The following is a 23,781-nucleotide window of genomic DNA, read 5'->3' as shown; positions in this document are numbered from 1 at the left end:
GCGTTGACCGATGAGGTCAAGCCATGCGCCGCTGGGCCGTCTTCCGCAGTATCTTGGCATTCTTCCATATCATTCAGCCAACACCGGCAATGCCCGATGCTTTCCATCAGCTCCGGAGGCCCGGAGCCTCATGGCCGGTGCGCGCCACGTATTCCGTGTAGCCGCCGCCATATTCGTGGATGCCATCCGGCGTCAGTTCCAGCACCCGGTTCGACAGCGCACCGAGGAAATGCCGGTCGTGCGACACGAACAGCATGGTGCCCTCGTATTCGGACAAGGCCTTGATGAGCATTTCCTTGGTGTCGAGGTCCAGATGGTTGGTCGGCTCATCGAGTACCAGCAGATTGGGCGGGTCAAACAGCATGATCGCCATGACCAGCCGCGCCTTCTCGCCGCCAGACAGCACCCGGCAACGCTTTTCCACGTCATCACCGGAAAAGCCGAAACAGCCGGCCAGCGCCCTGAGCGGTCCTTGTCCGGCCCGCGGGAATTCGTGTTCCAGCGTTTCGAACACCGTGCGCTCGCCGTCGAGCAGATCCATCGCGTGCTGGGCGAAATAGCCCATCTTGACGCTGGCGCCCAGCGCGACGGTGCCCTGGTCCGGCTCGGTGGAGCCCGTCACCAGCTTCAGAAGCGTGGATTTGCCGGCACCGTTGATGCCCATGATGCACCAGCGCTCCTTGCGCCGTACCATGAAGTCCAGCCCCTCATAGATGCTCCGGCTGCCATAGCTCTTGTGCACGTTTTTCAGGTTGATGACGTCTTCGCCGGAGCGTGGCGCCGGCTGGAATTCGAACGCAACGACCTGGCGGCGCTTGGGCGGCTCGACCCGTTCGATCTTGTCGAGCTTCTTCACGCGGCTCTGCACCTGGGCTGCATGCGAGGCGCGGGCCTTGAAACGCTCGATGAACTTGATTTCCTTGGCCAGCATCGCCTGCTGCCGCTCGAATTGCGCCAGCTGGTGCTTCTCGTTCAGCGCCCGCTGCTGCTCGTAGAATTCATAATCGCCCGAATAGGTCGTCAATCCGCCGCCGTCGATCTCGATCAGCTTGGTAACGATACGGTTCATGAACTCGCGGTCATGGGAGGTCATCAGAAGCGCGCCCTCGTAGCCCTTGAGGAACTCCTCCAGCCAGATCAGGCTTTCCAGATCCAGATGGTTGCTCGGTTCGTCGAGCAGCATGACATCGGGGCGCATCAGCAGAATGCGGGCGAGCGCCACGCGCATCTTCCAGCCGCCCGACAGCTTGCCGACATCGCCGTCCATCATTTCCTGGGTGAAGCTCAGACCCGACAGAACCTCGCGCGCCCGTCCGTCCAGCGCATAGCCGTCCAGCTCCTCGTAGCGCGCCTGCACCTCGCCGTAGCGCTCGATGATCGCATCCATCTCGTCCAGCCGGTCGGGATCGACCATGGCGGTCTCGAGTTCGCGCAGTTCGGCGGCAACGATGCTGACCGGGCCGGCGCCATCCATCACCTCGGCAACGGCGCTGCGGCCTTCCATCTCACCCACATCCTGATTGAAGTAGCCGATGGTGACCCCCTTTTCCACCGCCACCTGACCTTCGTCAGGCTGTTCTTCGCCGGTGATCATCCGGAAGACCGTCGTCTTGCCGGCACCGTTCGGCCCGACAAGGCCGATCTTCTCGCCCTTGTTGAGCGCTGCGGAAGCCTCGATGAAGAGAATGCGGTGGCTCAACTGCTTGCTGATATTTTCAATACGGATCATGTTGCGGCGCCCAAGAATGTTGCGGCGCCCTTATGGCACGTGTTTTGGCGAATGTCGCAGGTTTTCGATGCCCGGATCCGTGTCTTTTTGACGGGCTTTTCCCGCGAAGAGTCTTCACTGTGGCACTGGTCAAGGCTACAGAAAGGCACCGGACGCACCCGCAATGGAGCCAGCCCATGACCGACACCGTGACCGATCGCTTCCTCCGCTACGTCGTCATCGACACCCAGTCCGATCCCAAATCGGCAACACAGCCGTCGACCGAAAAGCAGAAGACCCTTGGCCGGATACTGGTCGAGGAACTGCTGACCATCGGCCTTTCGGATGCGCATATGGACGAACACGGCTACGTCTATGCGACCATTCCATCGAATGTCGACAAGCCGGTGCCCGTCATCTGCTTCTGCTCGCACATGGATACGGCGCCCGATTTCACCGGAACGAACGTCAAGCCACAGTTGATCCGCAGCTATGCCGGCGGCGATATCCAGCTTTCAGGCGATCCGCAGCAGATCATCCGCGTTGCCGATCATCCCGCACTGCGCGACCAGATCGGCAACGACATCATCACCACCGACGGCACGACCTTGCTTGGCGCCGACGACAAGGCCGGCCTTGCCGAGATCATGACGGCAGCGCAATTCCTGATCGACAGTCCGAGTATCAAGCACGGGGCGATCAAGCTCCTCTTCACCGTGGATGAAGAAATCGGGCGCGGTGTCGATAAAGTCGACCTTGAAAAGCTGGGTGCGCAGTTCGCCTACACCATGGACGGTGAAACGGCCGGTCATATCGAGGACGAGACATTTTCGGCAGATGGCGTCGAGATCGGCATTCAGGGCGTTGCCATCCATCCGGGCTTTGCCAAGGGCAAGATGGAAAACGCCATCAAGATCGCCGGCGCCATCATCGACCGGCTGCCGAAGCATGTTGCGCCCGAAACGACGTCCGGCAAGGAGGGCTTCGTTCACCCCACGGGCGTTACCGGCTCGATGGAGAAGGCAACCATCAGCCTGATTGTCCGCGACTTCGATGACGAAGGTCTTGCGGCAAAGGAAGCGATGATCGAGGCGATCGTGAAAGATGTCATGCCGGATTATCCCGGCTCCTCCTACACGTTCGAGGTCAAGCAACAGTATCGCAACATGAAGATCGTGCTCGACCGCCATCCGGAAATCGTCGACAACGCCGTCGAAGCCATCCGCCGCGCGGGCATGGCGCCGGTGCGCGGCAGTATCCGCGGCGGGACCGATGGTTCGCGCCTGTCGTTCATGGGCCTGCCCTGCCCCAACATCTTCGCTGGCGGCCACGCTTTCCACTCGCCGCTGGAATGGATCAGCCGGCAGGACATGGAAAAGGCCGTCCAGACCATCGTCGAACTCGCGAAGGTCTGGGAAGAGCGCAGCTAGGCGAGATCGTCCAGCGTATAGGCACGGATATAGTCGATCTTCATTTCCGAACCATCGGGAAGGCCATCCGTCGGCGTACCGGCCATGCCTCCGACGGCGAGATTGACCAGCATATACATCGGCTCATGCATGTCGGAGGGCGTATCGGCGCGGGCAACGGCAACGTCGTCGATATACCAGACGATCTCGTCCTCCTGCCACAGGACGCCATAGGTGTGGAAGCCTTCCGTATCGGAGACGCTGACGGCGGAGGAAACCGAGGTCTGCGAGCCTGTCTCGTTCGAGTGAACGGTCACGTGCACGGTGTTCGGATCCTGACCACGCATTTCCACGACGTCCAGCTCCGGCGGCCAGGAGCCATCCTCCGGAAGCAGCCAGAAAGCCGGCCATACGCCTTTGTCGTCCGGCATATCGGCGCGGATTTCGAAATAGCCGTAGGTCTGCGCAAAGGATGCGTGGGTCGTCAGCATGCCCGAGGTATAGTCATATCCTTCGACTTCCGCGCTGATCGAGGCGGGCGTCTGTTCCGCGGTGATCGTCAGCACCCCGTTATCGATGGAAAACGGGTTGACGGCGGATGTCGGCGCATAGAGCGGATTGACGTACCACTGCAGTTCGCCATTTTCCGTCAAGGTCGCGCCCTTGTCCGGCGCCCACCAGTATTTTGCTTCCCAGACGCCGCTCGTTCCATTGACCAGCGAAAGTGTATCGAAGTTGTCGTTGAACGTCTGCGTCAGGGCGGAGCGATCAAGGCTCAGTTCGAATTGACCGGCATTCAGATCGGACGCCGTCGTGTCGGCAAAGACCAGGCTTTCGCCATCGCCAAGATCGAGCCGGAGATTGGCTCCCTCCTGCGTGGTATTGCTAAGAAGCTGGTCAAAGGATGTCAGGGAGTAACCGTTCAGCCGGACGGTATCGTCGGCGGCAAAATCGGTGATCAGGTCGCTGCCGTTGCCCTTGCTGAAAATGAAGGTATCCGCGCCGCCGCCGCCGGTGAGCACATCATTGCCAGCACCGCCGTCGATCGTCTGCCGCCCCGTGCCACCCGTGATGATGTTGTCGGCGGAATTTCCAAAGGCATGGCGCAGGTCGCCGGTGACGATGAGGTTTTCGAAGTTGTCCGGCAGGGTGTAGCTCATCCAGGTGCTGATCGTGTCTATCCCCTCGCCCGCCGCCTCATAGGCTCGGTTGATCGCCGAATAGAGGTAGTAGATATCGTCGCCCGTGCCGCCGCTCATCGTGACGTTCACGGCGCTGTCGCCCCACATGGAATCATTGCCCGCCGTCCCATACAATGTCGGGCCGGAGCCGGTCGCCGAGAAAAACCCGCTCGAACTGTCGCTGTAGAACAGCGTTTCCCCAAGGGCGTTCAGAACCGTTTTGCGCATGGCCGTCTCCCGTCAATGCTGCTGATGACAGCCGGCGGCAACCATTCCAGATTGATAAAATCGGCACCTCGGCAGTGCCAGACTACCGCAACGCAGCATTTTCCCAACCAAGGATTGTCGTGAGCTGCGGCAAACAGTCAGGGGACGTTAACGCGGGGATAAGCCGTTCCCATTCTGGGGCAGCGACAGGCGGCTCGAAATCGTGTTCGCAAGACGGAGTCGACGGCCGGCTACAGCGATCCGGCTGCCAGGGCGTGCACGACGCCTGCCTGGATATGGACAGCGAGAACCTGCTTGGCTGCCTCGGCGTCACGGCGCAAGGCGCAGTCCAGAAGGGTCTGATGCTCGTTGGCAGCGATATCGCCGCGATAGGAAAGTGCGACCATCTGGTAGCGCAGATATTTGTCGAACACCGCCGCGTGGGTTTCCATCAGCAATTTGGAGCCGCAGGCCGAAATCAGGGCCTGATGGAATTCCCAGTCGTAGCGTTTCCATGTTTCGGATTGGCTCATGTCACCCGCCTTCATGCGGCGCTCCATACTGGCCAGCTTGTAGTGGGCCGAGACGAGACGGGCCTCCCACTCCATGTCGCCATCGGCAATGGATTGTTCGAGCGCATGCGTCTCCAGCAGCAGGCGCAGCGCGGCCACCTCCTTCAGATCAGCAACGGAGACCGGCGACACTTCGAAGCCGCGCTGCCCTTCTGCAAGAACAAGCCCTTCTGAAGAAAGCCTGTTCAGAATTTCGCGGAGCGTGCTGATGCTTGTTCCGTAGGTATCCTTCAAACGGTCGAGTTTGAGTTTCTGACCGGGCGTCACCCGACCGAATATGATGTCGGCCCGTATCCGACGATACGCGCTTTCTCCGATGCTTTCCGGTGCAGGGTCTATGGCGGACATTCTTGCCATTTCTCATAGGATTTGAAGATCATCTGATATAATCGCATCGCTCACAGGAATTCAAGCGACTGCTCATCGTGATCGCGAAACAATTCGAGCCGGCCGCGGCTGTTCCTTGTGCGCATTCGAAATGACCAGCAGCGCGGCTGTCTTCAGCTTCGCAAAACCACTCCTGAATCAGCTCGCCCGACCGGTATCGACATCAAATGCCCCACAGAATATGGCATCAACAACCGTCGATCGACGCCATAATCACCATATGATTATAAAAATATCATATGTTTTTACGATCATATATTGATTTCGCATTTCCCGAGTGGCATGAATGACAAAAATCGCTCCCTCGCTGCGCGTCGAGGAGGACGGTTGCGGGAGGAGAGACGAGATCATGAACTACGTGCTGGATTTCAGCGTTGTTCTGGAAAAGATGCCCGACCTTCTGGTGGCGGCGATGGCGACGATCGGTCTTGCGCTTGCGGGTATGTCGCTGGCGCTGGTCATCGGCGTTCTCGGCGTCGCAGCCAGAACCTCGGCCATCCGCCCCTTGCGTGGCGCGGTCATCGCCTTCGTCGAAGTGATCCGCAACACGCCGTTCCTGGTCCAGATCTTCTTCATCTTCTTTGCCCTGCCGATGATGGGGGTTCGCCTCAATCCCACCGTGACAGCAATCATCGCACTGGGACTCAACGGCGGCGCCTATGCCATCGAGATCATTCGCGGCGGCGTCGACAGCATCCACAGGGGCCAGGTCGAAGCCGGCCTGGCGCTTGGCCTGCACAAGGCGCAGGTCTTCCGCCTGATCGTGCTGAAGCCGGCGCTGCGGGCAATCTACCCCTCCTTGACCAGCCAGTTCATCATGCTGACGCTGACGACATCGGTCTGCACCTCCATCGCTGCTTACGAGCTGACCTCCGTAGCGCAGATCATCGAGTCCGACACGTTCCGCAGCTTCGAGGTCTATTTCACCATCACGCTCATGTACCTCGTCATCTCCTGGATGATGATGGGGCTGTTTGCGCTGATCTCGCGGCATTTCTTCAGCTATCCGGTGCGGTGAGGACGAGACGATGGGTGTTATCGGCCAAAACGAAATGCTGTTCCTGTTGCAGGGCCTGAAGTGGACCCTGCTCCTGTCAGCGATCGGCTTCATCGGCGGCGGACTGTTCGGTCTTGCCATTGCTCTTGCCCGCACCTCGGAACGATCGGTGTTCCGCAAGATCGCCGCCAGCTACATCTCCGTCTTTCAGGGCACGCCCCTGCTGATGCAGCTGTTCGTCGTCTATTACGGCATTGCGCTTCTCGGCGTCAGCATCGAGGCCTGGATGGCCGTTGCCATCGCCTTCACGCTGCATGCCAGCGCTTTTCTCGGAGAGATCTGGCGTGGTGGCATCCAGGCCATCCCGAAGGGCCAGACGGAAGCCGCCAATGCGCTGGGTCTCCACTATTTTTCGCGCATGAAGGATGTGGTTCTACCGCAAGCCTTCAAGGTCTCGCTGCCGGCAACGATCGGTTTCCTCGTCCAGCTGATCAAGGGCACGTCGCTCGCCGCCATCGTCGGCTTTATCGAGCTCGCCCGCGCCGGACAGATCGTTTCCAACCAGACCTACAGGCCGCTGCTGATCTTCGGCATCGTCGGCGCGATCTACTTCATCATTTGCTGGCCCCTGTCTCTCTATGGGGCCCGGCTGGAAAATCGGATGGCCAAGGCCGTCCGGTAAGTTGGCAATCCAACGCATGCACAAGCTCTTATCAACCAAGGAGGAGAAGGTAATGATCAGCAGCTTCAAGACCGGCCTGAAGCGCCGTGGAATTCTGTTTGCAGCCGCAGCCCTGGTGATGGCCCCGTGGCTTTCGCCCATGTCCGCGCAGGCCGCAACCGTCGAAGAAGTCAAAGCCAAGGGCAAGGTCGTCGTCGGCATTCAGGGCGACAACGCCCCCTGGGGCTTCGTCAATTCGAGCGGCGTCCAGGATGGTTTCGATGCCGATATCGCCAAGCTCTTTGCCAAGGAACTCGGGGTCGAGGTCGAGTTCACGCCGCTGGCGGTCGCCAACCGCATCCCGGCGCTCGTCACCGGCAAGGTCGATATCCTGTTCGCCACCATGGCGATGACCGAGGAACGCGCCAAATCGATCCAGTACAGCAAGCCCTATGCCGGCAACATGATCTCGCTCTACGGACCGAAGGACAAGAAGATGGCCGAGGTCACCGACCTTTCAGGCATCGAGATCGGCGTGCCGCGGTCAAGCGCGCAGGATAAGGCCGTCACCGATGCGGTCGGCTCCAACGCAACGGTCCGCCGCTTCGATGATGACGCAGCCACCATTCAGGCGCTGCTGTCCGGCCAGGTTCAGGCCGTCGGCGGCAACGTGTTCTACATGGAGCGGCTCGATGCGGCGAGCGCCGGCACCTACGAGCGCAAGATCGACTTCGTGCGGACCTATAACGGCGTCGGCACCCGTCTTGGCGAAAAGGACTGGAACGAAGCTGCCAATGCCTTCCTCGACAAGATCATGGCGAACGGCGAACACGCCAAGGTCTATGCCAAGTGGATGAAGGTGGAGGTTCCGAAGTTCCCCGAGAGCCTGCCGAACATCCCCTTCACCATCAACTAAGACCGAAAACGCAAGGAGCCGCGCCGTGCCGCACGCAGCTGACGATCAGAGCCCGCTCCTCTCCATGGAGGGTGTGGACAAATGGTACGGCGCATTCCATGCGTTGAAAAACATCAATCTGACAGTCCGCAAAGGCGAGAAGATCGTTCTTTGCGGACCGTCCGGCTCCGGCAAATCCACCCTCATCCGCTGCATCAATGCGCTCGAGAAAATCGAGAGAGGCACGATCATGGTCGAAGGGACCAAGCTGGATGACAGCGGCAAATCCATCGATGCCGTGCGCCGCGAGGTCGGCATGGTATTCCAGAACTTCAACCTCTTCCCGCATATGACCATCCTGGAAAACTGCTCGCTTGCCCCGATGCGGGTTCGCGGCACCAAAAAAGCGGATGCCGAGGCAATCGCCCGCAAATATCTCGAACGCGTCCGGATTCTCGATCAGGCCGACAAATTCCCCGCCCAGCTTTCCGGCGGACAGCAGCAGCGCGTGGCCATTGCCCGTGCGCTCTGCATGGAGCCGAAAGCCATGCTGTTCGACGAGCCGACCAGCGCACTCGATCCCGAGATGGTCAAGGAAGTCCTCGACACCATGATCGGTCTGGCCAAGGACGGCATGACGATGATCTGTGTCACCCATGAAATGGGCTTTGCCCGGCAGGTCGCCGACCGCGTGATCTTCATGGCTTCTGGCGAGATCATCGAAGAGGCGCCGCCGGAAACGTTCTTCCGCAACCCCACGCATCCACGCACCCAGGCCTTCCTCGGCGAAATCCTGGCACATCACTAAGGCGAATACCCACAATGACCGGTTCGAATGGAACATCACGGACACAGCGCGCAGTGCTGGTGGGATTGATCGGCGCTGGCATCCAGACGTCGAAAACCCCCGCCCTCCACGAACGCGAGGGCGCGCTGCAGGGCTTCGATTATCGCTACGAACTTCTCGATCTTGCCGAGCGCGGGCTGCCGCCCAGCGCCCTGCCGGATCTGCTGGCCGAAGAGGAGGCCCGCGGCTTTGCCGGCAGCAACATCACCCATCCCTGCAAGCAGATCGTTCTGGAATATCTGACCGACCTGTCCGAAGACGCCCGGATGCTGGGCGCCGTCAACACGGTGGTGTTCAAGGACGGCAAGAGGACCGGGCACAACACCGACTGGTATGGCTTCTACGAGAGCTTTCAGCGCAACCTTCCCGATGTGCCACGCCAGCACGCGGTGCTTCTGGGCGCCGGCGGCGCCGGTGTCGCCGTTGCCCATGCCGCAATGAAACTCGGCATCGAGCACTTGTCGATCTTCGATCAGGATGTGTCCCGCGCAGAGCGCCTCGCCGATGATCTGAACAGCCGGTTTTCCACTGGGCGCGCCCTGGCGGTCACCGATGTCGGCAAAGCCATGCGATCTGCCAATGGCCTTATCCACGCGACGCCGACGGGCATGAAGGACCATCCGGGTCTGCCGATCGAGGCAAGCTGGCTGGAGCCACGCCATTGGGTCGCGGATATCGTCTACATGCCGCTCACGACCGAGCTTCTGGCCCTTGCCACCCGTCTCGGCTGCCGCACCCTGCCGGGGGGCGGGATGACGGTGTTTCAGGCTGCCGCCGCCTTCAAGCTCTTCAGCGGCGTCGAACCCGATGCCGCGCGCATGACCGACCATTTCACCGAACTCTGCAAAGCCTCATAGCGGAACGACCGGACCCGGCTTCGTGATCCGCAAAAGGAAAGAACAATGAGCCTGATCTACGTTCTCAACGGCCCGAACCTCAACCTGCTCGGCAAGCGCCAGCCGCATATCTACGGCCATGAGACACTTGCCGATATCGAGGCCGACTGCCGCCACGTCGCCTTGGAGCTCGGTCATGACATCCGCTTTCACCAGAGCAACCGCGAATATGAGATCATCGACTGGATCCATGAAGCGCGTGAAGACGCTGCCGGCATCGTCATCAACCCGGCGGCCTTCAGCCACACCTCCGTCGCCCTTCTCGATGCGCTGAACGCCTTCGAACAGCCGGTGATCGAGGTGCATATTTCCAACGTCCACAAGCGCGAGGCCTTTCGCCACCACTCCTTCGTCTCGCAACGCGCCGACGGCGTCATCGCCGGGCTCGGAACGGAAGGCTATCAGCTGGCGATCCGAAGGCTGGCAAGCCTGATCAAGGCCGCAGAAAAGAAGTAGACGCAAAGGGACTTTCGGATGCAACGGACAGTGAAGCTTGCGGTTCTCGGGGCCGGTTTGATCGGCAAAAGGCACATCCAGCATGTGCTCGCCGAGCCGCAGGCCGAGCTTTCTGCCGTGGTCGATCCGACGCCGCTCGGGCAGCAGGTCGCGTCGGAAGCAGGCGTGGCTTGGTTTCCAAGCTTCTCCGCCATGATGGCCGTCGAGCGCGCCGATGGCGTCATCGTTGCAACGCCCAATCAGCTTCACGTCGAAAACGGCCTTGAGGCCATCGCCGCCGGTGTGCCCGCCCTGATCGAAAAGCCGATCGCGGACGATATCGCCGCCGGCGAAAAGCTCATCCAAGCGGCCGAAGCAGCCGGTGTGGCCCTCCTCACCGGCCATCACCGCCGCCACAATCCGATGATGCAGAAGGCCAAGGAGATCATCGACAGCGGCGAACTGGGCCGCATCCTCGTCGCCAATGCGATGTTCTGGCTGTTCAAGCCGGACGACTATTTCGACATCGGCTGGCGGCGGCAGGCCGGCGCCGGCCCGGTTTTCGTCAACCTCATCCACGACGTCGACAATCTGCGCTATCTCTTTGGCGACATCGTTGCCGTCCAGGCGCGGGAATCCAACGCCATTCGCAAGAACGTCGTCGAAGAAACGGCCGTGATCCTGCTGGAGTTTGCCAGCGGGCTGCTGGCGACCGCATCCGTGTCGGATTCGGTCGTCGCCCCCTGGAGCTGGGAAATGACGACGGGCGAAAACCCGGCCTATCCAAAAACCGAAGAGGCCTGCTACGTGATCGGCGGCACCCATGGATCGCTGACAATCCCCGCGCTGGAGGTCTGGAAGAACGGCGTCAAACGCAGCTGGTGGGAACCGTTCGAGAGACACCGTGCCGCGGTTGAGGACGAAGACCCGCTGGCCCTGCAGATCCGCCAGTTTTGCAGCGTCATCCGCGGCGAAGAAGCACCATTGGTCAGCGGCCGCGAAGGGCTGAAAACGCTGAAAGTCATCACCGCGGTCAAGCAATCGGCCGCAAGCGGCGAGCGTATCCTTATCGGATAGAAATGGTCAGAGGAGCAGGTCGATGAAAACTTCGATAGCCACCGTCTCGTTGAGCGGCGATCTCAAGCAGAAACTCGAGGCGATTGCCAAGGCTGGTTTCGACGGGGTCGAGATCTTCGAGAACGACTTCCTGATTTTCGACGAAAGCCCGAAGCAGGTCGGAAACATGGTGCGCGACCATGGGCTGGAGATCACCCTGTTCCAGCCCTTCCGCGATTTCGAAGGCATGCCCGAACCCTTGCGCAGCCGCACATTCGACCGGGCCGAGCGCAAGTTCGACCTGATGCAGGAAATGGGCACCGATCTGGTGCTCGTCTGCTCCAACGTCTCGCCGGCAGCGCTCGGAGGACTGGACAGGGCCGCGGCCGATTTTCACGAACTGGGCGAACGGGCTGCCAAACGAAACCTTCGCGTCGGCTACGAGGCGCTGGCCTGGGGCCGTCATATCAACGACCACAGGGATGCCTGGGAAATCGTCCGTCGTGCCGATCATCCAAATATCGGACTGATCCTCGACAGCTTCCACACGCTGTCGCGCAAGATCGATGTCAATTCGATCCGCTCGATCCCGAAGGAAAAGATCTTCATCATCCAGCTTGCCGATGCGCCGCTGATCGACATGGATCTGCTCTATTGGAGCCGTCATTTCCGCAACATGCCCGGCGAGGGCGACTTGCCCGTGCTGGACTTCATGAAAGCGGTGGCCGCCACCGGCTACGACGGTTATCTTTCGCTGGAGATTTTCAACGATCAGTTCCGCGGCGGATCGCCCATCGCGATCGCCGTGGATGGCCGCCGGTCGCTGATCTATCTCGGCGATCAGGTGAAACGCGCCGAGCCCGATGCCGCCCTGCCCGTCCCGCAGATGCCGCCGCGCAGCACAGTCGAGGGCGTTGCCTTCATCGAGTTTACCGTGGAGGAGGCGGAGGCGCCGCAGCTGGAAACGCTGCTCGGCAACCTCGGCTTTCGCAAGACTGCAAGGCACAAGACCAAAAATGTGACGCTCTTTCGCCAGGGTGGCATCAACCTTGTCGTCAACACCGACGAGCGCGGCTTTGCCGGATCGTCCTACCTTGTCCATGGCGCATCGGCCTATGCGATGGGACTGGTGGTGGACAATGCCCGCGATGCCCTGGCAAGGGCGGTTGCGCTGGGGGCCGAACGCTTCGAACAACCACTCGATGCCGGCGAAATCGAAATGCCGGCCGTGCGCGGCATCGGCGGCGGCGTACTCTATTTCCTCGACAGGGCATCGGACCTTGGCCGCATCTGGGAGATCGAGTTCGACCCGCTGATCGATGATGCGCCGGGACAGGCAGCTGGCCTCGTGGCCATCGACCACATCGCCCAGACGATGCGCTACGACGAGTTGCTGACCTGGCTGCTCTTCTACACCTCGATCTTCGAAGCACATAAGACGCCGGTGGTCGACATCATCGATCCCTCGGGGATCGTGCGCAGCCAGGTCGTGGAAAACGCCGATGGATCGCTCAGGATCACCATGAACGGGGCGGAAAACCGCAACACGCTGGCCGGCCATTTCATCGCCGAGACCTTCGGTTCCGGCATCCAGCACCTGGCCTTCGAGACAAAGGATATTTTCGCAACGGCACAGGCGCTTGCCGCCAACGGCTTTACCGCACTCCACATTTCGCCCAACTATTATGACGACCTCGAAGCCCGCTTCGGCCTCGATCCTCACCTGACCGAACGGCTGAAAACCAGCAATATCCTCTACGACCGTGACGAGCACGGCGAATATTTCCAGCTCTACAGCCCGACCTATGGCGAAGGCTTTTTCTTCGAAATCGTCGAGCGGCGCGGCTATCGCGGCTATGGCGCGGCCAACGCCATCTTCCGGATCGCGGCGCTCAGAAAGCATCTGAGGCCGGCAGGACTGCCGAAAGAGTGAATGGCTATGGCGGAGGCGCCCGGAAACGTTCCGGAGCGCCTCATGCTGGCTGGGATTACTGCGCCCGTTTCAGGGCATCGCCCAGGATCGAGACGATGTCCTCGATATGGGATTTCTCCGCGATCAGCGGCGGCGAAAAGGCGATGATGTCGCCGGTGACGCGGATGAGAAGGCCGCGTTCGAAGCAATCGACGAAGACGTCGTAGGCCCGTGCGCCGGGAGCGCCTTCACGGGACGTGAGCTCAATGCCGGCAATCAGGCCGATCGTCCGGATGTCTGCGATATGGGGAAGCCCCTTCAGCGAGTGCATCGCCTCGTGCCAGTCGTCCTGCAGGGCCGCCGCGCGCGTCAAAAGATCTTCGTCGCGGTAGATATCCAGCGTTGCGATGCCGGCCGCACAGGCTGCCGGATGGCCGGAATAGGTATAGCCGTGGAAAAGCTCGATCTGGCCTTCCGGCCCATGCATCAGCGCATCGTGCACCTTGCGGCTCGCAAAGACTGCACCCATCGGAATAGCACCGTTGGTGAGGCCTTTCGCCGTGGTGACGAGATCGGGCGTCACGCCGAAATAATCCGTGGCGAACGAGGCACCGAGGCGGCCGAATCCGGTGATCACCTCGTCGAAAATCAACAATATGCCGTGCGCTGTGCAGATCTTGCGCAGCCGCTCGAGATAGCCCTTCGGCGGGATCAGCACGCCGGTCGAGCCGGCGACGGGTTCGACGATGCAGGCGGCGATGGTTTCCGCGCCATGCAAGGCGACCAGTCTTTCGAGATCGTCGGCAAGTTCGGCGCCATGCTCGGGCTGCCCCTTCACGAAGGCATTCTTCGCCAGGTCATGGGTATGGCGCAGATGGTCGGTGCCGGGAATGAGCGGAAAGACGCGGCGGTTGTTGACCAGACCGCCCACCGAAATACCGCCGAAACCGACGCCATGATAGCCGCGCTCACGGCCGATCAGCCGTGTCCGCGTGCCCTGCCCGATCGAGCGCTGGTAGGCGACCGCGATCTTGAGCGCGGTATCGACGGACTCCGAGCCGGAGCCGGTGAAGAACACACGGTCGAGCTTGCCGTCCGCCCCGCCGGGCGCAATCTCCGCCAGCCGCTCGGCGAAATCGAAGGCGATCGGATGGCCCATCTGGAAGGAGGGCGCGAAATCCAGCGTGGAAAGCTGGCGCTCGACCGCAGCGGCGATCTGGCGGCGGCCGTGGCCGGCATTGACGCACCAGAGACCTGCCGTCCCGTCGAGGATCTTGCGTCCATCGACGCTGGTATAGTGCATGCCCTCGGCCGAAGCGAGCAGGCGCGGTGCCGCCTTGAATTGCCGGTTGGCGGTAAACGGCATCCAGTAGCTGTCGAGTACCGGGGTGTTCTGTCTGTTGTGCTGGTTCATGGCGACCTCCTGTGAGGCCGTGATGACGCCATGATTTCATATAACCAAACAAGTCCTTTTCTATTGAGCCATAAACCGTTGAAAATACGTGGCACGATATGTAATAGTTTCGATATTTCGAACAGGCGAAACAGGAAAATCCATGTCGGTCGATATCGGAAACCGATTGCGCCATCTGCGCATCCTCAACAATCTGTCGCAGCGGGAGCTGGCCAAGCGGGCGGGCGTGACGAATTCGACGATCTCGCTGATCGAGTCCAATTCCTCCAATCCATCCGTGGGTGCACTGAAGCGCATCCTCGATGGCATCCCCATAGGACTTGCGGAATTTTTCGCATTCGAGCCGGAGCGCCCGAAGAAGGCCTTCTATCAGGCAGAGGAACTGGTCGAGATCGGCAAGGGACCGATCTCCTACCGCCAGGTCGGCGACAGCCTGTTCGGCCGCAGCCTGCAGATTCTCAAGGAATGTTATCAACCCGGCGCCGATACCGGCAAAGTACCGCTGGTGCACGACGGCGAAGAGGGCGGGATTGTTCTATCCGGGCGCCTTGAGGTCACCGTCGACGACGAACGCCGGATTCTCGGACCCGGCGACGCCTATTATTTCGAAAGCCGCCGCCCCCATCGCTTCCGCTGCGTCGGCCCGGTTGCGTGCGAGATCATCAGCGCCTGCACGCCGCCGACATTCTGACCGGCCAGGCCGTCCCGGCAGAAACTAGTGTTTCTGAGGATAAACGTCAGCCGGAATCGGGCAAACATAGGCTTGCCCATCCATCTTGTTGTGCCACTCCGCCTTCGCGTCATCACGAAGCTTTTCCGACGTCATCAAATCGAGGCCGGTGGCCGCCAGCACCTTTGCCGCATGCACCATGGCCTTATGCGCCGCCGGGCTTCGTCCCTGCGCCACCACCTGCCATGTGTGCGGATTGGTGCCGATCGCCCAGGCGGGCGCCCAGCATTGTGCCGTTGGCGTCACCCGGCTGACATCGCCGACATCGGTCGAACCGGCCCGGAAATGCGACTGGCCTTCGAAGGCCCGCAAGCCCAGATGCAAGGCTGTTGAACCATCGATCTTGTCGTTGGAGAAAACGTCGCTCTTGATCTGGTACAGGCGAATGCTGCTTTTGATCGCCTCGTCGGTAAAGGTTGCCTGGATTTTCTTAGCGAAAGCGATGTCGGTCTCGTCAAACGGCACGGGGCCGAGAGCAACCATGTTGTCGTGGATCGCATTTTCGAGCGTAAGGTTGGGAAGCAGATTGGTCGAGGCGGTATCGAAAATGGTCTCGACGTCTGTCTCGGTCATCATGGCAGCCCCCCGGGCAACCTTCTCGACCCGCTCGGCCAGTGCCAGCGCCTGCGCCATTTCCGGCGCGCGGATCAGGTAAAGCACTTCCGCCTTGGCCTGCACGACATTGGCGGCACGGCCACCGGCATCGGTGATGGCATAATGGACACGGCAATCCTGCGGCATGTGCTCACGCAGGAAATTGACGCCGACATTCATCAGTTCGACGGCGTCGAGCGCGGAGCGGCCGAGATGGGCGCTGTTGGCCGCATGCGCCGCCACCCCCTTGAATCGGTAATAGGTTTCGATGACCGCCAGATTGTTGGTCGAACGGACCCCGTTGAACGGCGCCGGATGCCATGTCAGCGCCGCATCGACATCGGCAAAGGTGCCGGCGCGCACCATGAAGGTCTTGCCGGAACCGCCCTCTTCTCCGGGGCAGCCGTAGTAGCGCACGGTGCCCGGAAGATTCTCGGCCTTCAAGTGCTTTGCCAGGGTAATCGCCGCAAGCAGCGATCCGGCTCCAAGCAGGTTGTGGCCACAGCCATGGCCCGTGCCATCCGGCGACAGGGCCTGCTGGGTGTCCACGCCGGCAACCTGGCTCATGCCGGCCAGCGCATCGAATTCGCCGAGAAAGGCGATGACGGGCTTGCCGCTGCCGTATTCGCCGATGAACGCCGTTTCCATATCGGCGACATTGCGGCGCACGGAAAACCCGTTTTGCTCAAGCGTCTCGATGAGCAACGCCGACGACCGGTATTCGTCGAATTTCAGCTCCGCCAACGCCCAGATCTGATCGCTCAGAGCGGTAAACTGCGGCGCCATTCCATCGATGGCGGCAGCCAGGGAAAGCAGGGACGATTTATCGGGCATGTGTATCCTCGCATCCGCGCCTTTTGGCGTCGGAAATCCTGGCCGGCGGATCGGTCTCCGCCAGCTTCAATCATGTTCAAAGAGCAGGAGAGATGCGCCGCCGCAGCGGCGCAGTCTGCTCGCGGCTTATTTGTCGAGCGACACTTCCCAGAGGCGCGCATTGGACTGCCAGACCGGCTGGCCCTTCAGCGCCTTGGTCGCACCCCAGACATCGACCATGTCGTAGAGGAAGATGCCCGGCATTTCCTGCAGCATCAGCTCATGGAACGCGTCGAAAATGGCCTGGCGCTTCTTCGGATCGATCTCGCCATAGGCAGCCTTCATCAGTTCCCGTGCCTTCGGATCGTCCCACATCAGCGAGGCATTCTTGTCCTTGTCGCCGACATAAAAGCTGTACATCAGCGCCGGATCGAGACGCGGGGCGACGGACTGCGAGATGATCTGGTAGTTGCCCGAACGGCGGCGATCGACCTGTGTTGCATAATCGAGCACCTCGATCTGCACGTTGAGCCCGATCTGCTGCAGCATCGCCTGCGCCATCACGGCCGCCGAGAAGCTCGGCACGTTGCCGCGCTTGTTGGCAATGATGCTGATCGGCTCGCCCTTGTAGGCGGCCGCGTCGAGCTCCTTCTTCGCCGCGTCCAGATCGTAAGGAAGGCGCTTCTTCTGCACGTCGCTGAAATAGACGGAATCGGAGGAGACCATCGAACCGTTCGCTTCGCCGGTGCCGTTCGACGCGGCTGCGACCAGCTGGTCGAGATCCAGCGCCTGTGCCATGGCGCGGCGGATGGCGGGCTTGCCGAGCACCGGATCGCGGGTCTGGATATAGAACAGGTTCTTGCCGTTGTTGCGGGCAATGATCAGCTGAGTCTTGTCGCTATCCTTGAATTCCGGGATGAGATCGGGAGAGATTTCAGCCGTATCCAGCACGCCCGATTGCAGGCCGGCCTTGACCGTCGAAGCATCGGGAATGACCATGAACTTGATGCCGTCAACCAGCGGCCGCTTCGATCCCACCATGCCGTCCGGCTTGCCGTCGTTCTTCGGCGAGACATAACCGTCAAACTTGGCAAGGTGAACGTATTCGCCCTTCTTCCACGTGTCCCACTGGAATGGACCGGTTCCGATCGGCTTGTCGAACGTACCGTCGGCAGCAACGGAATCGGGAGAGATGATGCCGGTATAGCCACATTCGGGCCGTGACATCAGGCCGAGGAAAACCGCCGACGGCCTTTCCAGCGTCATCGTCACGGTCGATGCGTCCACAGCCGTGATACCGGTCACATGCACGGCGCCATTGCCGTCGAAGTCCTTGATGCAGGTCCATTTGGTCTGCGGGTCCATGTAGCGGTTCCAGTTCCAGACGACATCCTGCGCCGTCAGAGCCTTGCCGTTGTGAAACGTCACGCCGCCGCGCAGCTTGAACGTATAGCTGAGCCCGTCCGGCGCCATGTCGACACTTTCCGCGAGAAGCGGCTTGACCTCGCCATTATTGGCATAGCCGACGAGCCCTTCGACGATATGGAGGATCACACCGTCGGTATTGCCGTCGCGGTTGACGCCGGGATTGCTGCTGCGCAGATCGGAACTTTGCGCCACGACGATATCGCGGGCCGCCGCCGTACCGGCCAGCACCATCATCATGGTACCGGCAAGGAGAATGGTTTTCATTGTTCTACCCTCTTTTATGGTTGATTATGACTGGAATTCGTCCCAGCAGGCGCGCGAAAGCCTGCCGATGGTTTCGAGAGACACCGTGTATCCCGGCGTCCCGTCCGGCATCGCCTGCGGCACCTGATCGGTATAGGCGGCGATGATGTAGAAGGGCGCACCGTCGCGGTAGACGATGCCCGCGTCCATGCGGCCGCGCTTGCCGCGCCCCCCCTTGCTCGCCACCTTTGTTTCGAACGGCAGCCGCGAATGGATGCCGTAACGCAGCACCTGGTTTTTCAGGGTTTGCAGCGCGTATTGGCAAAGCTCGGTCGAACAGCCGAGTTTGGCAGCCGCCTCCCCTGACGTCTGCGCATCGAGAATGGCCTGCAAGAGCATGACCTGATCGGCGGCCGTGGTCGTCGTGACCGCGCCCAGCGCATGATCCGGCGACAGCGCCAGCGGCGGGATGAGGAACCGGTGATGGGTTCCGCTCATGCCGATCGACTTGCAATAGAGATCGACCTCTTCCAACGTCAGCCGCTCGAACACCATCTTGGTGCAGACATTGTCGCTCAGCACCATCATGCCGGTAATCGCGTCGCGCAGCGAGATGACGATGCCGGGCGTCAGATAACGGAAGATGCCGCTCGCCACTTCCTCGGCGAGACGCTGCTCGTAGACGATCTTCTCATCGAGATCGAGACGCCCCTCGCCGACGGCCTTGAGGGCTGCCATCATGATCGAGGTCTTGCGGGTGCTGGCGGACGGGGTCTCTTCGTCCGCGCCACGACCAAAAGTTTCGCCGGTCAGCAGATTGCGGACACAGTAGCGGGTGATGAAGGACTGCGCATCGCAAATCGCATTCAGCCGGTCGGCCGCCTTGCTCGAAGTCGTCATCGTGTTCATATCAGGCCTCCAGACGCCATTTCAGTTTGACCCCGCCGTTCTCGTTGAGATCGAGCGCGGGGATGGCCGACAAAAGGCGTCGTGTGTACGCCTCCTTCGGCTTGTCGAAGATCGTGTTGCGGTCGCCCTGTTCGATGATGCGGCCGTCCTGCATGACGATGACGCGGTCGGCCACCTGCTCGACGACACCGAGATCGTGGCTGATGAACAGGCAGGAAAAGCCGTAGCGTTTCTGCAGATCGGAAAAGAGCGTCAGAACCTGCGCGCGGACAGTGACGTCAAGCGCCGAAACCGGCTCGTCGGCGATCAGGAATTTCGGCCGCCGGGCAATGGCGCGGGCGATCGCAACGCGCTGGCGTTGACCACCGGAAAGCTCGTGCGGATAGCGCAGGGCATATTCGGTACCGAGACCAACCTCGTCGAGCGTTTCATAGGCCCGCTTCGTCTTGGCGGCCCGATCAATGCCGGGCACAAGCCGCAAGGCTTCCTCGACCAGCGAAAGGATCGTCATGCGCGGATCAAGCGACGAATAAGGATCCTGAAAGACCATCTGGCAGTTCAGCCGATAGTCCTGCCAGTCCGCCGACCGTTCACGACCCTGAAACAGGATTTCGCCGCTACTCTGGTTCACCAGCCCGGCGATGGTGCGGCCGAGCGTCGTCTTTCCCGAGCCGGAGCCGCCGACCAGCGCGACCACTTCGCCGGCATGGATATCGACGCTGACGCCATGCAGCGCGCGCTTCGCCGTTCCCTTCTTGAAAAACGATTTGCGGCCGGGATAATCGACCACGATGTTACGGGCCGAGATCATCGGCGCCGATACGGTGTCGATCGTGCGAACCTCGCCGCGGATCGGCAGCGATGAGAGCAGTTTGCGCGTATAGGGATGCAGCGGTGTTTCGAGAATCTGCTCCGTCGTGCCCTGCTCGACGACCGACCCTTTTTCCATCACCACGATACGGCTGGTATAGCGCGCCACCATCGGCAGATCATGGCTGATCAGGAGAACGGCCGTGCCCTCGGCCTTGGTCAGTTCGACCATCAGCTCCATGACATCGCGCTGGATGACGGCATCGAGCGCTGTCGTCGGCTCGTCGGCGATCAAAAGCGCCGGTTTCAGGAGCATGACGGAGGCGAGCATGATGCGCTGGCGCATGCCGCCGGAGAATTCATGCGGATAGGCCGAAAGCGCGCCTTCCGGATCGCGAATGCCGACGCGCTGCAGCATGCCGAGAATGCGTTCACGCCGCGTGGCCGCCGGCACATTGGTGTGGAGCGTCAGCCCCTCCTCCAGCTGCCGGCCGATGGTCATCGACGGGTTGAGCGATGTCATCGGCTCCTGGAACACCAGCCCGATTTCCGCTCCGCGCAATTCGCGAAGCCCGGCCGCACTCATCGACAGGACGTCGCGTCCCTTGAAGGTTACCTGCCCGCCGGTCACCGTGATGGCGGGCGGCAGAAGCGAGATGATCGCGCGCGTCGCCAATGATTTGCCGGAACCGCTTTCGCCGACGATGCCGAAGATTTCGCCGGGCTCGATGTCGAAGCTGACCTTCTTCACCACCTCGACGCCGCGCTGGGCAACCTCGAGTGTCAGATCACGCACGCTGAGAAGTCTTTCCTGTGTCATTTCAGACCTCGCATGCGGGGATCGAGCTTGTCGCGGAGCGCGTCGCCGAGAAGATTGATGCCGAGCAACGTCAGCGCGATGCAGAGGCCGGGGAAAAGACCGAGCCAGACGGCCTGTTCGATAAACGGACGGCCGGCCGCCAGCATATTGCCCCAGGTGGGCGCCGGTGGCGGCACGCCGAGGCCGAGGAAGCTCAGCGCGCTCTCCGACAGGATCGCCCAGCCGAACATCGACGTCGACAGGACGGTGATCGGCGCCAGGCAATTCGGCAGGATATGGCGCATCATGGTGTAGAGTTCGCCATTGCCCATAATCTTGGAGGCTTCGATGAACTCCCGTTCCCGCAGGGACAGCACCGCGCCGCGAACGACACGCGCCATCGACGGCGTGTAGGCAATGCCGAGCGCGAAGATGATGCCGTATTGGTTTGCCCCGAAGACGGCGAGCAGGCCCAGCGCCAGCAGAATGCCCGGGAAAGCCAGAAGCGCATTGTTGACCGCCATGATCACCGCATCGACCCAGCCCCGGGCGTAACCGCTGACCAATCCGATCAGCGTTCCGGCAATCGCCGCCAGCGAGACCGTGAGGGCGCCGATCCAGACGCTGGCGCGGGCACCGACCATGATGCGGCTCAGGACATCGCGACCGAATTCATCGGTTCCCAGCCAGTGCTCCGCGCTCGGCGCCGCGAGGCGGGCGGTGAAGCTCAGCTTCATCGGATCGAATGGGGTCCAGAAGAGACCGAGTACCGCGACGGCGAGCAATAGAGCGATCAGGATGCCGCCGATGAGGCCATTGAACGTATAATTTTTCATTCGGCCACCACACGCGGATCGAAGAGGGGATAGAGCAGGTCGACGATCAGGTTGACGAGCACGTAGGACAAGGCGACGAACAGCAGGCAGCCCTGGATGACCGGATAATCGCGCTGAAAAATACTGTCGACCATCAGCCGGCCGAGGCCCGGAATGGTGAAGACCGTTTCGATAACGGCGATGCCGCCAAGCAGGTTGCCGAGGATCAGGCCGATCATCGTCCACGTGGGGCCGAAGGCATTTTTGAAGGCGTGTTTCCAGAGAACGGCACTTTCGGACAGGCCCTTTGCCCGCGCATGGGTGATGTAGTCCAGCCGCAGCACTTCCAGCGTCGAGGCCCGTGCCATACGGATCAGCACGCCCATCTCGTGGATCACCAGCGTCATCACCGGTAGGACCAGATAGAGCAGGCCGCCGACGAGGTTATCGCCGATCGAGACATAACCCAGCACAGGCAGCCAGCCGAGCTTCAGGCCGAAGAACAGAAGCAGCAACAGGCCCAGCCAGAATGTCGGGATCGACAGCAGCACCGTCGCCGTACCGACAAGGGCAAGGTCGGTCAGGCTGTTTTGGCGCCAGGCGGCGATGACGCCGGCCGGAACGGCGATCAGGCTGGCGAGCAATACGGCGACAAGGATGATCTGCGCGCTGACGGCGAAATGCGAGACGACCAGTTGCAGTACCGGCTCGTCGTTGACGATCGACCGGCCGAAGTCGCCGGTCAGGACGTTTCCACCCCAGATCAGGAACTGTTCGGGCAGCGACTTGTCGAGACCGAGCTCGGAGCGCATTTCGGCGATCTGATCGGGCTGTGCCATATCGCCAAGCATCAGGGCCGCCGGATCACCGGGAATGAAGCGGATCAGCGCGAACACCGTGATCGCCACGATCACGACTGTCGGCATCGCCATGAGCAGGCGGTTTAAGATAAATCTGAACATCGGTTCCCCTGAACACGATTGGATGCGGGATCGCTGCCGTTTGCCGGCTTGTTTGTGAAGGAACTATGATGGTTTTGCTAAATGCGCGCAATATTATGCATTTTTGTCATAGACCTATGCAGAAGCGGCGCGCGCTTTCCAGTGCCGGATCATCGAAAAATGCAACCAGCCAAGCGGGTTAGCGCGGTTCCTGCGAAAGGGCGATCTGGCGTTTGAGCGCATCCATCAACCCCTGCGCGGCGAGTGATGGCGGAACGCCCGCAGGCTTTGCAAGGCCGAACTCCTGGGTGGATGCGGGAACGAACGGGCGCTGGACGATTCGCAGATGCCGGTAGAGATTGGCATAGAAGCTGCTGATGATGCCGATACCGAGGCCATGCGCGGCATAGGCGCAGGCGGAGCTGTTGGTGTGGGTCTCGATCTTGACGTTCTGCTTCACCCCTGCCCGCTTGAAGGTCTGATCGAGCAGCATGCGTGTCGGCCGCTGGCGGCCGATCAGGATCAGGGGGATATTGCGCAAGTCCTTTGGCGTGATTTCCGCAAGCCCGGCCAAGGCATGGTTTTCCGGAATGACACAGACACTGATGCCGCTCGCCACCGGCTCCATCTCGATGCCCGGCCCCACCTGTCCCTCGTAGCGCAGGAAACCGAAATCGATCACCCGCTGCTCGACCAGCCTCGTGATGGCAGTGGTCGTCTCGAAAAAGGTTTCGATGCGCACGCTCGGATATTCCCTGGCATAGTCCATCAGCATCGCCGGGGCAAAATCCTCCCACATGCTACTCGGCAAGCCGATGCGAACGACCTCCGGCCCCGTCGCGCCGCTGCGCAGGTCTTCCGCCAGTCCGGAGAAGCGGTTCAATCCGAGCAGGATATTTTCAGCGTCGCGCGCCAGAATCGTCGCCTCCGGCGTCGGGATCAGGCGCCCCTTGTCGCGGGCAAACAGATTGAGCGACAGGTCGGATTCGAGCTGCTGCAGCAGCCGGCTGACGCCGGACTGGCTCAGTCCCATGCTCTTGGCCGTCGCGATCGTCGATCCCGTCGCAAGCAAGGTCTTCAGCACTTCCAGCTGCCGGAAATTGATCATCAGCAAAGCTCCCT

At 61.1% G+C, this 23,781-nt stretch carries 21 protein-coding genes; 10 read left to right on the top strand and 11 right to left on the bottom strand.

The genetic code is table 11. The annotated features are described in order from the left end of the window. Positions 1–106: 106 nt before the first annotated feature. Positions 107–1,729 (bottom strand): ABC-F family ATP-binding cassette domain-containing protein, encoded by a 1,623-nt coding sequence (locus tag ADU59_RS14580; RefSeq protein WP_068954833.1) that lies wholly within the window; start codon positions 1,727–1,729, stop codon positions 107–109. 176 nt (positions 1,730–1,905) lie between these two features. Between ADU59_RS14580 and pepT the strand changes: the two genes are divergently transcribed. Next, the gene (pepT, locus tag ADU59_RS14575; RefSeq protein ID WP_068954832.1) at positions 1,906–3,138 is read left to right on the top strand and encodes a peptidase T; all 1,233 of its coding nucleotides are present in this window, start codon (positions 1,906–1,908) and stop codon (positions 3,136–3,138) included. Here the strand turns inward: pepT and eglC are convergent. Beyond that, positions 3,135–4,526 (bottom strand): endo-1,3-1,4-beta-glycanase EglC, encoded by a 1,392-nt coding sequence (gene eglC / locus ADU59_RS14570; protein WP_068954831.1) that lies wholly within the window; start codon positions 4,524–4,526, stop codon positions 3,135–3,137. The genes pepT and eglC overlap by 4 nt on opposite strands. 230 nt (positions 4,527–4,756) lie before the next feature. After that, positions 4,757–5,425: a GntR family transcriptional regulator gene (locus ADU59_RS14565; RefSeq protein WP_068954830.1), complete on the bottom strand. Its 669-nt coding sequence runs from the start codon at positions 5,423–5,425 to the stop codon at positions 4,757–4,759. A 388-nt stretch (positions 5,426–5,813) separates the two neighbouring features. Here ADU59_RS14565 and ADU59_RS14560 point away from each other — a divergent pair, with 388 nt between their 5' ends. The 8 genes from ADU59_RS14560 (at position 5,814) to ADU59_RS14525 (ending at position 13,184) form a co-directional block, all read left to right on the top strand. After that, positions 5,814–6,482 carry an amino acid ABC transporter permease gene (locus tag ADU59_RS14560; RefSeq protein WP_068954829.1) on the top strand — a complete coding sequence of 223 codons (669 nt, stop codon included), beginning with the start codon at positions 5,814–5,816 and terminating at the stop codon, positions 6,480–6,482. Between the two features lie 10 nt (positions 6,483–6,492). Then, positions 6,493–7,143: an amino acid ABC transporter permease gene (locus ADU59_RS14555; RefSeq protein WP_068954828.1), complete on the top strand. Its 651-nt coding sequence runs from the start codon at positions 6,493–6,495 to the stop codon at positions 7,141–7,143. A 52-nt stretch (positions 7,144–7,195) separates the two neighbouring features. Beyond that, on the top strand, positions 7,196–8,038 hold the full coding sequence (locus ADU59_RS14550; protein WP_068954827.1) for a transporter substrate-binding domain-containing protein: 843 nt from the start codon (positions 7,196–7,198) through the stop codon (positions 8,036–8,038). Positions 8,039–8,102: 64 nt separating this feature from the next. Beyond that, on the top strand, positions 8,103–8,825 hold the full coding sequence (locus ADU59_RS14545) for an amino acid ABC transporter ATP-binding protein (protein ID WP_068954826.1): 723 nt from the start codon (positions 8,103–8,105) through the stop codon (positions 8,823–8,825). Positions 8,826–8,839: 14 nt separating this feature from the next. Then, on the top strand, positions 8,840–9,721 hold the full coding sequence (locus tag ADU59_RS14540) for a shikimate dehydrogenase (protein WP_068954825.1): 882 nt from the start codon (positions 8,840–8,842) through the stop codon (positions 9,719–9,721). Between the two features lie 45 nt (positions 9,722–9,766). After that, on the top strand, positions 9,767–10,216 hold the full coding sequence (gene aroQ, locus ADU59_RS14535; protein WP_068954824.1) for a type II 3-dehydroquinate dehydratase: 450 nt from the start codon (positions 9,767–9,769) through the stop codon (positions 10,214–10,216). Between the two features lie 18 nt (positions 10,217–10,234). Continuing rightward, entirely contained in the window at positions 10,235–11,272 is a 1,038-nt protein-coding gene (locus tag ADU59_RS14530) for a Gfo/Idh/MocA family protein (protein ID WP_068954823.1), read from the top strand. A 22-nt stretch (positions 11,273–11,294) separates the two neighbouring features. Beyond that, entirely contained in the window at positions 11,295–13,184 is a 1,890-nt protein-coding gene (locus tag ADU59_RS14525) for a bifunctional sugar phosphate isomerase/epimerase/4-hydroxyphenylpyruvate dioxygenase family protein (protein ID WP_068954822.1), read from the top strand. A 55-nt stretch (positions 13,185–13,239) separates the two neighbouring features. Here ADU59_RS14525 and aptA read toward each other — a convergent pair whose 3' ends face one another. Continuing rightward, a complete protein-coding gene (gene aptA / locus ADU59_RS14520; protein WP_068954821.1) occupies positions 13,240–14,577 on the bottom strand; it encodes an omega-aminotransferase AptA in 1,338 nt (445 codons plus the stop codon). 142 nt (positions 14,578–14,719) lie between these two features. On the opposite strand from aptA, the gene ADU59_RS14515 reads away from it, so the two are divergent. After that, complete coding sequence (locus ADU59_RS14515) at positions 14,720–15,268, top strand: cupin domain-containing protein (protein ID WP_068954820.1); 549 nt, start codon at positions 14,720–14,722, stop codon at positions 15,266–15,268. A gap of 24 nt (positions 15,269–15,292) precedes the next feature. Here ADU59_RS14515 and ADU59_RS14510 read toward each other — a convergent pair whose 3' ends face one another. The 7 genes from ADU59_RS14510 to ADU59_RS14480 all read right to left on the bottom strand — a co-directional run bounded on the left by ADU59_RS14510 (position 15,293) and on the right by ADU59_RS14480 (position 23,764). Then, positions 15,293–16,735, bottom strand: a complete 1,443-nt coding sequence (locus ADU59_RS14510; RefSeq protein ID WP_068954819.1) for a M20 family metallopeptidase — start codon at positions 16,733–16,735, stop codon at positions 15,293–15,295. A 126-nt stretch (positions 16,736–16,861) separates the two neighbouring features. Further along, on the bottom strand, positions 16,862–18,406 hold the full coding sequence (locus ADU59_RS14505) for an ABC transporter substrate-binding protein (RefSeq protein ID WP_068954818.1): 1,545 nt from the start codon (positions 18,404–18,406) through the stop codon (positions 16,862–16,864). 24 nt (positions 18,407–18,430) lie between these two features. After that, the gene (locus ADU59_RS14500; protein ID WP_068954817.1) at positions 18,431–19,294 is read right to left on the bottom strand and encodes a serine hydrolase; all 864 of its coding nucleotides are present in this window, start codon (positions 19,292–19,294) and stop codon (positions 18,431–18,433) included. Position 19,295: 1 nt separating this feature from the next. After that, the gene (locus tag ADU59_RS14495) at positions 19,296–20,924 is read right to left on the bottom strand and encodes an ABC transporter ATP-binding protein (protein ID WP_068954816.1); all 1,629 of its coding nucleotides are present in this window, start codon (positions 20,922–20,924) and stop codon (positions 19,296–19,298) included. Continuing rightward, complete coding sequence (locus ADU59_RS14490; protein ID WP_068954815.1) at positions 20,921–21,739, bottom strand: ABC transporter permease; 819 nt, start codon at positions 21,737–21,739, stop codon at positions 20,921–20,923. Before ADU59_RS14490 ends, ADU59_RS14495 begins: the two co-directional genes overlap by 4 nt. After that, positions 21,736–22,680 carry an ABC transporter permease gene (locus tag ADU59_RS14485; protein ID WP_068954814.1) on the bottom strand — a complete coding sequence of 315 codons (945 nt, stop codon included), beginning with the start codon at positions 22,678–22,680 and terminating at the stop codon, positions 21,736–21,738. Before ADU59_RS14485 ends, ADU59_RS14490 begins: the two co-directional genes overlap by 4 nt. Positions 22,681–22,858: 178 nt before the next feature. Next, positions 22,859–23,764 (bottom strand): LysR family transcriptional regulator, encoded by a 906-nt coding sequence (locus ADU59_RS14480; RefSeq protein ID WP_068954927.1) that lies wholly within the window; start codon positions 23,762–23,764, stop codon positions 22,859–22,861. Positions 23,765–23,781 lie beyond the last annotated feature (17 nt).

This window comes from Pararhizobium polonicum (genome assembly GCF_001687365.1).
Taxonomy (GTDB): Bacteria; Pseudomonadota; Alphaproteobacteria; order Rhizobiales; family Rhizobiaceae; genus Pararhizobium; species Pararhizobium polonicum.
This window is presented reverse-complemented; position numbering and strand designations above follow the sequence as displayed.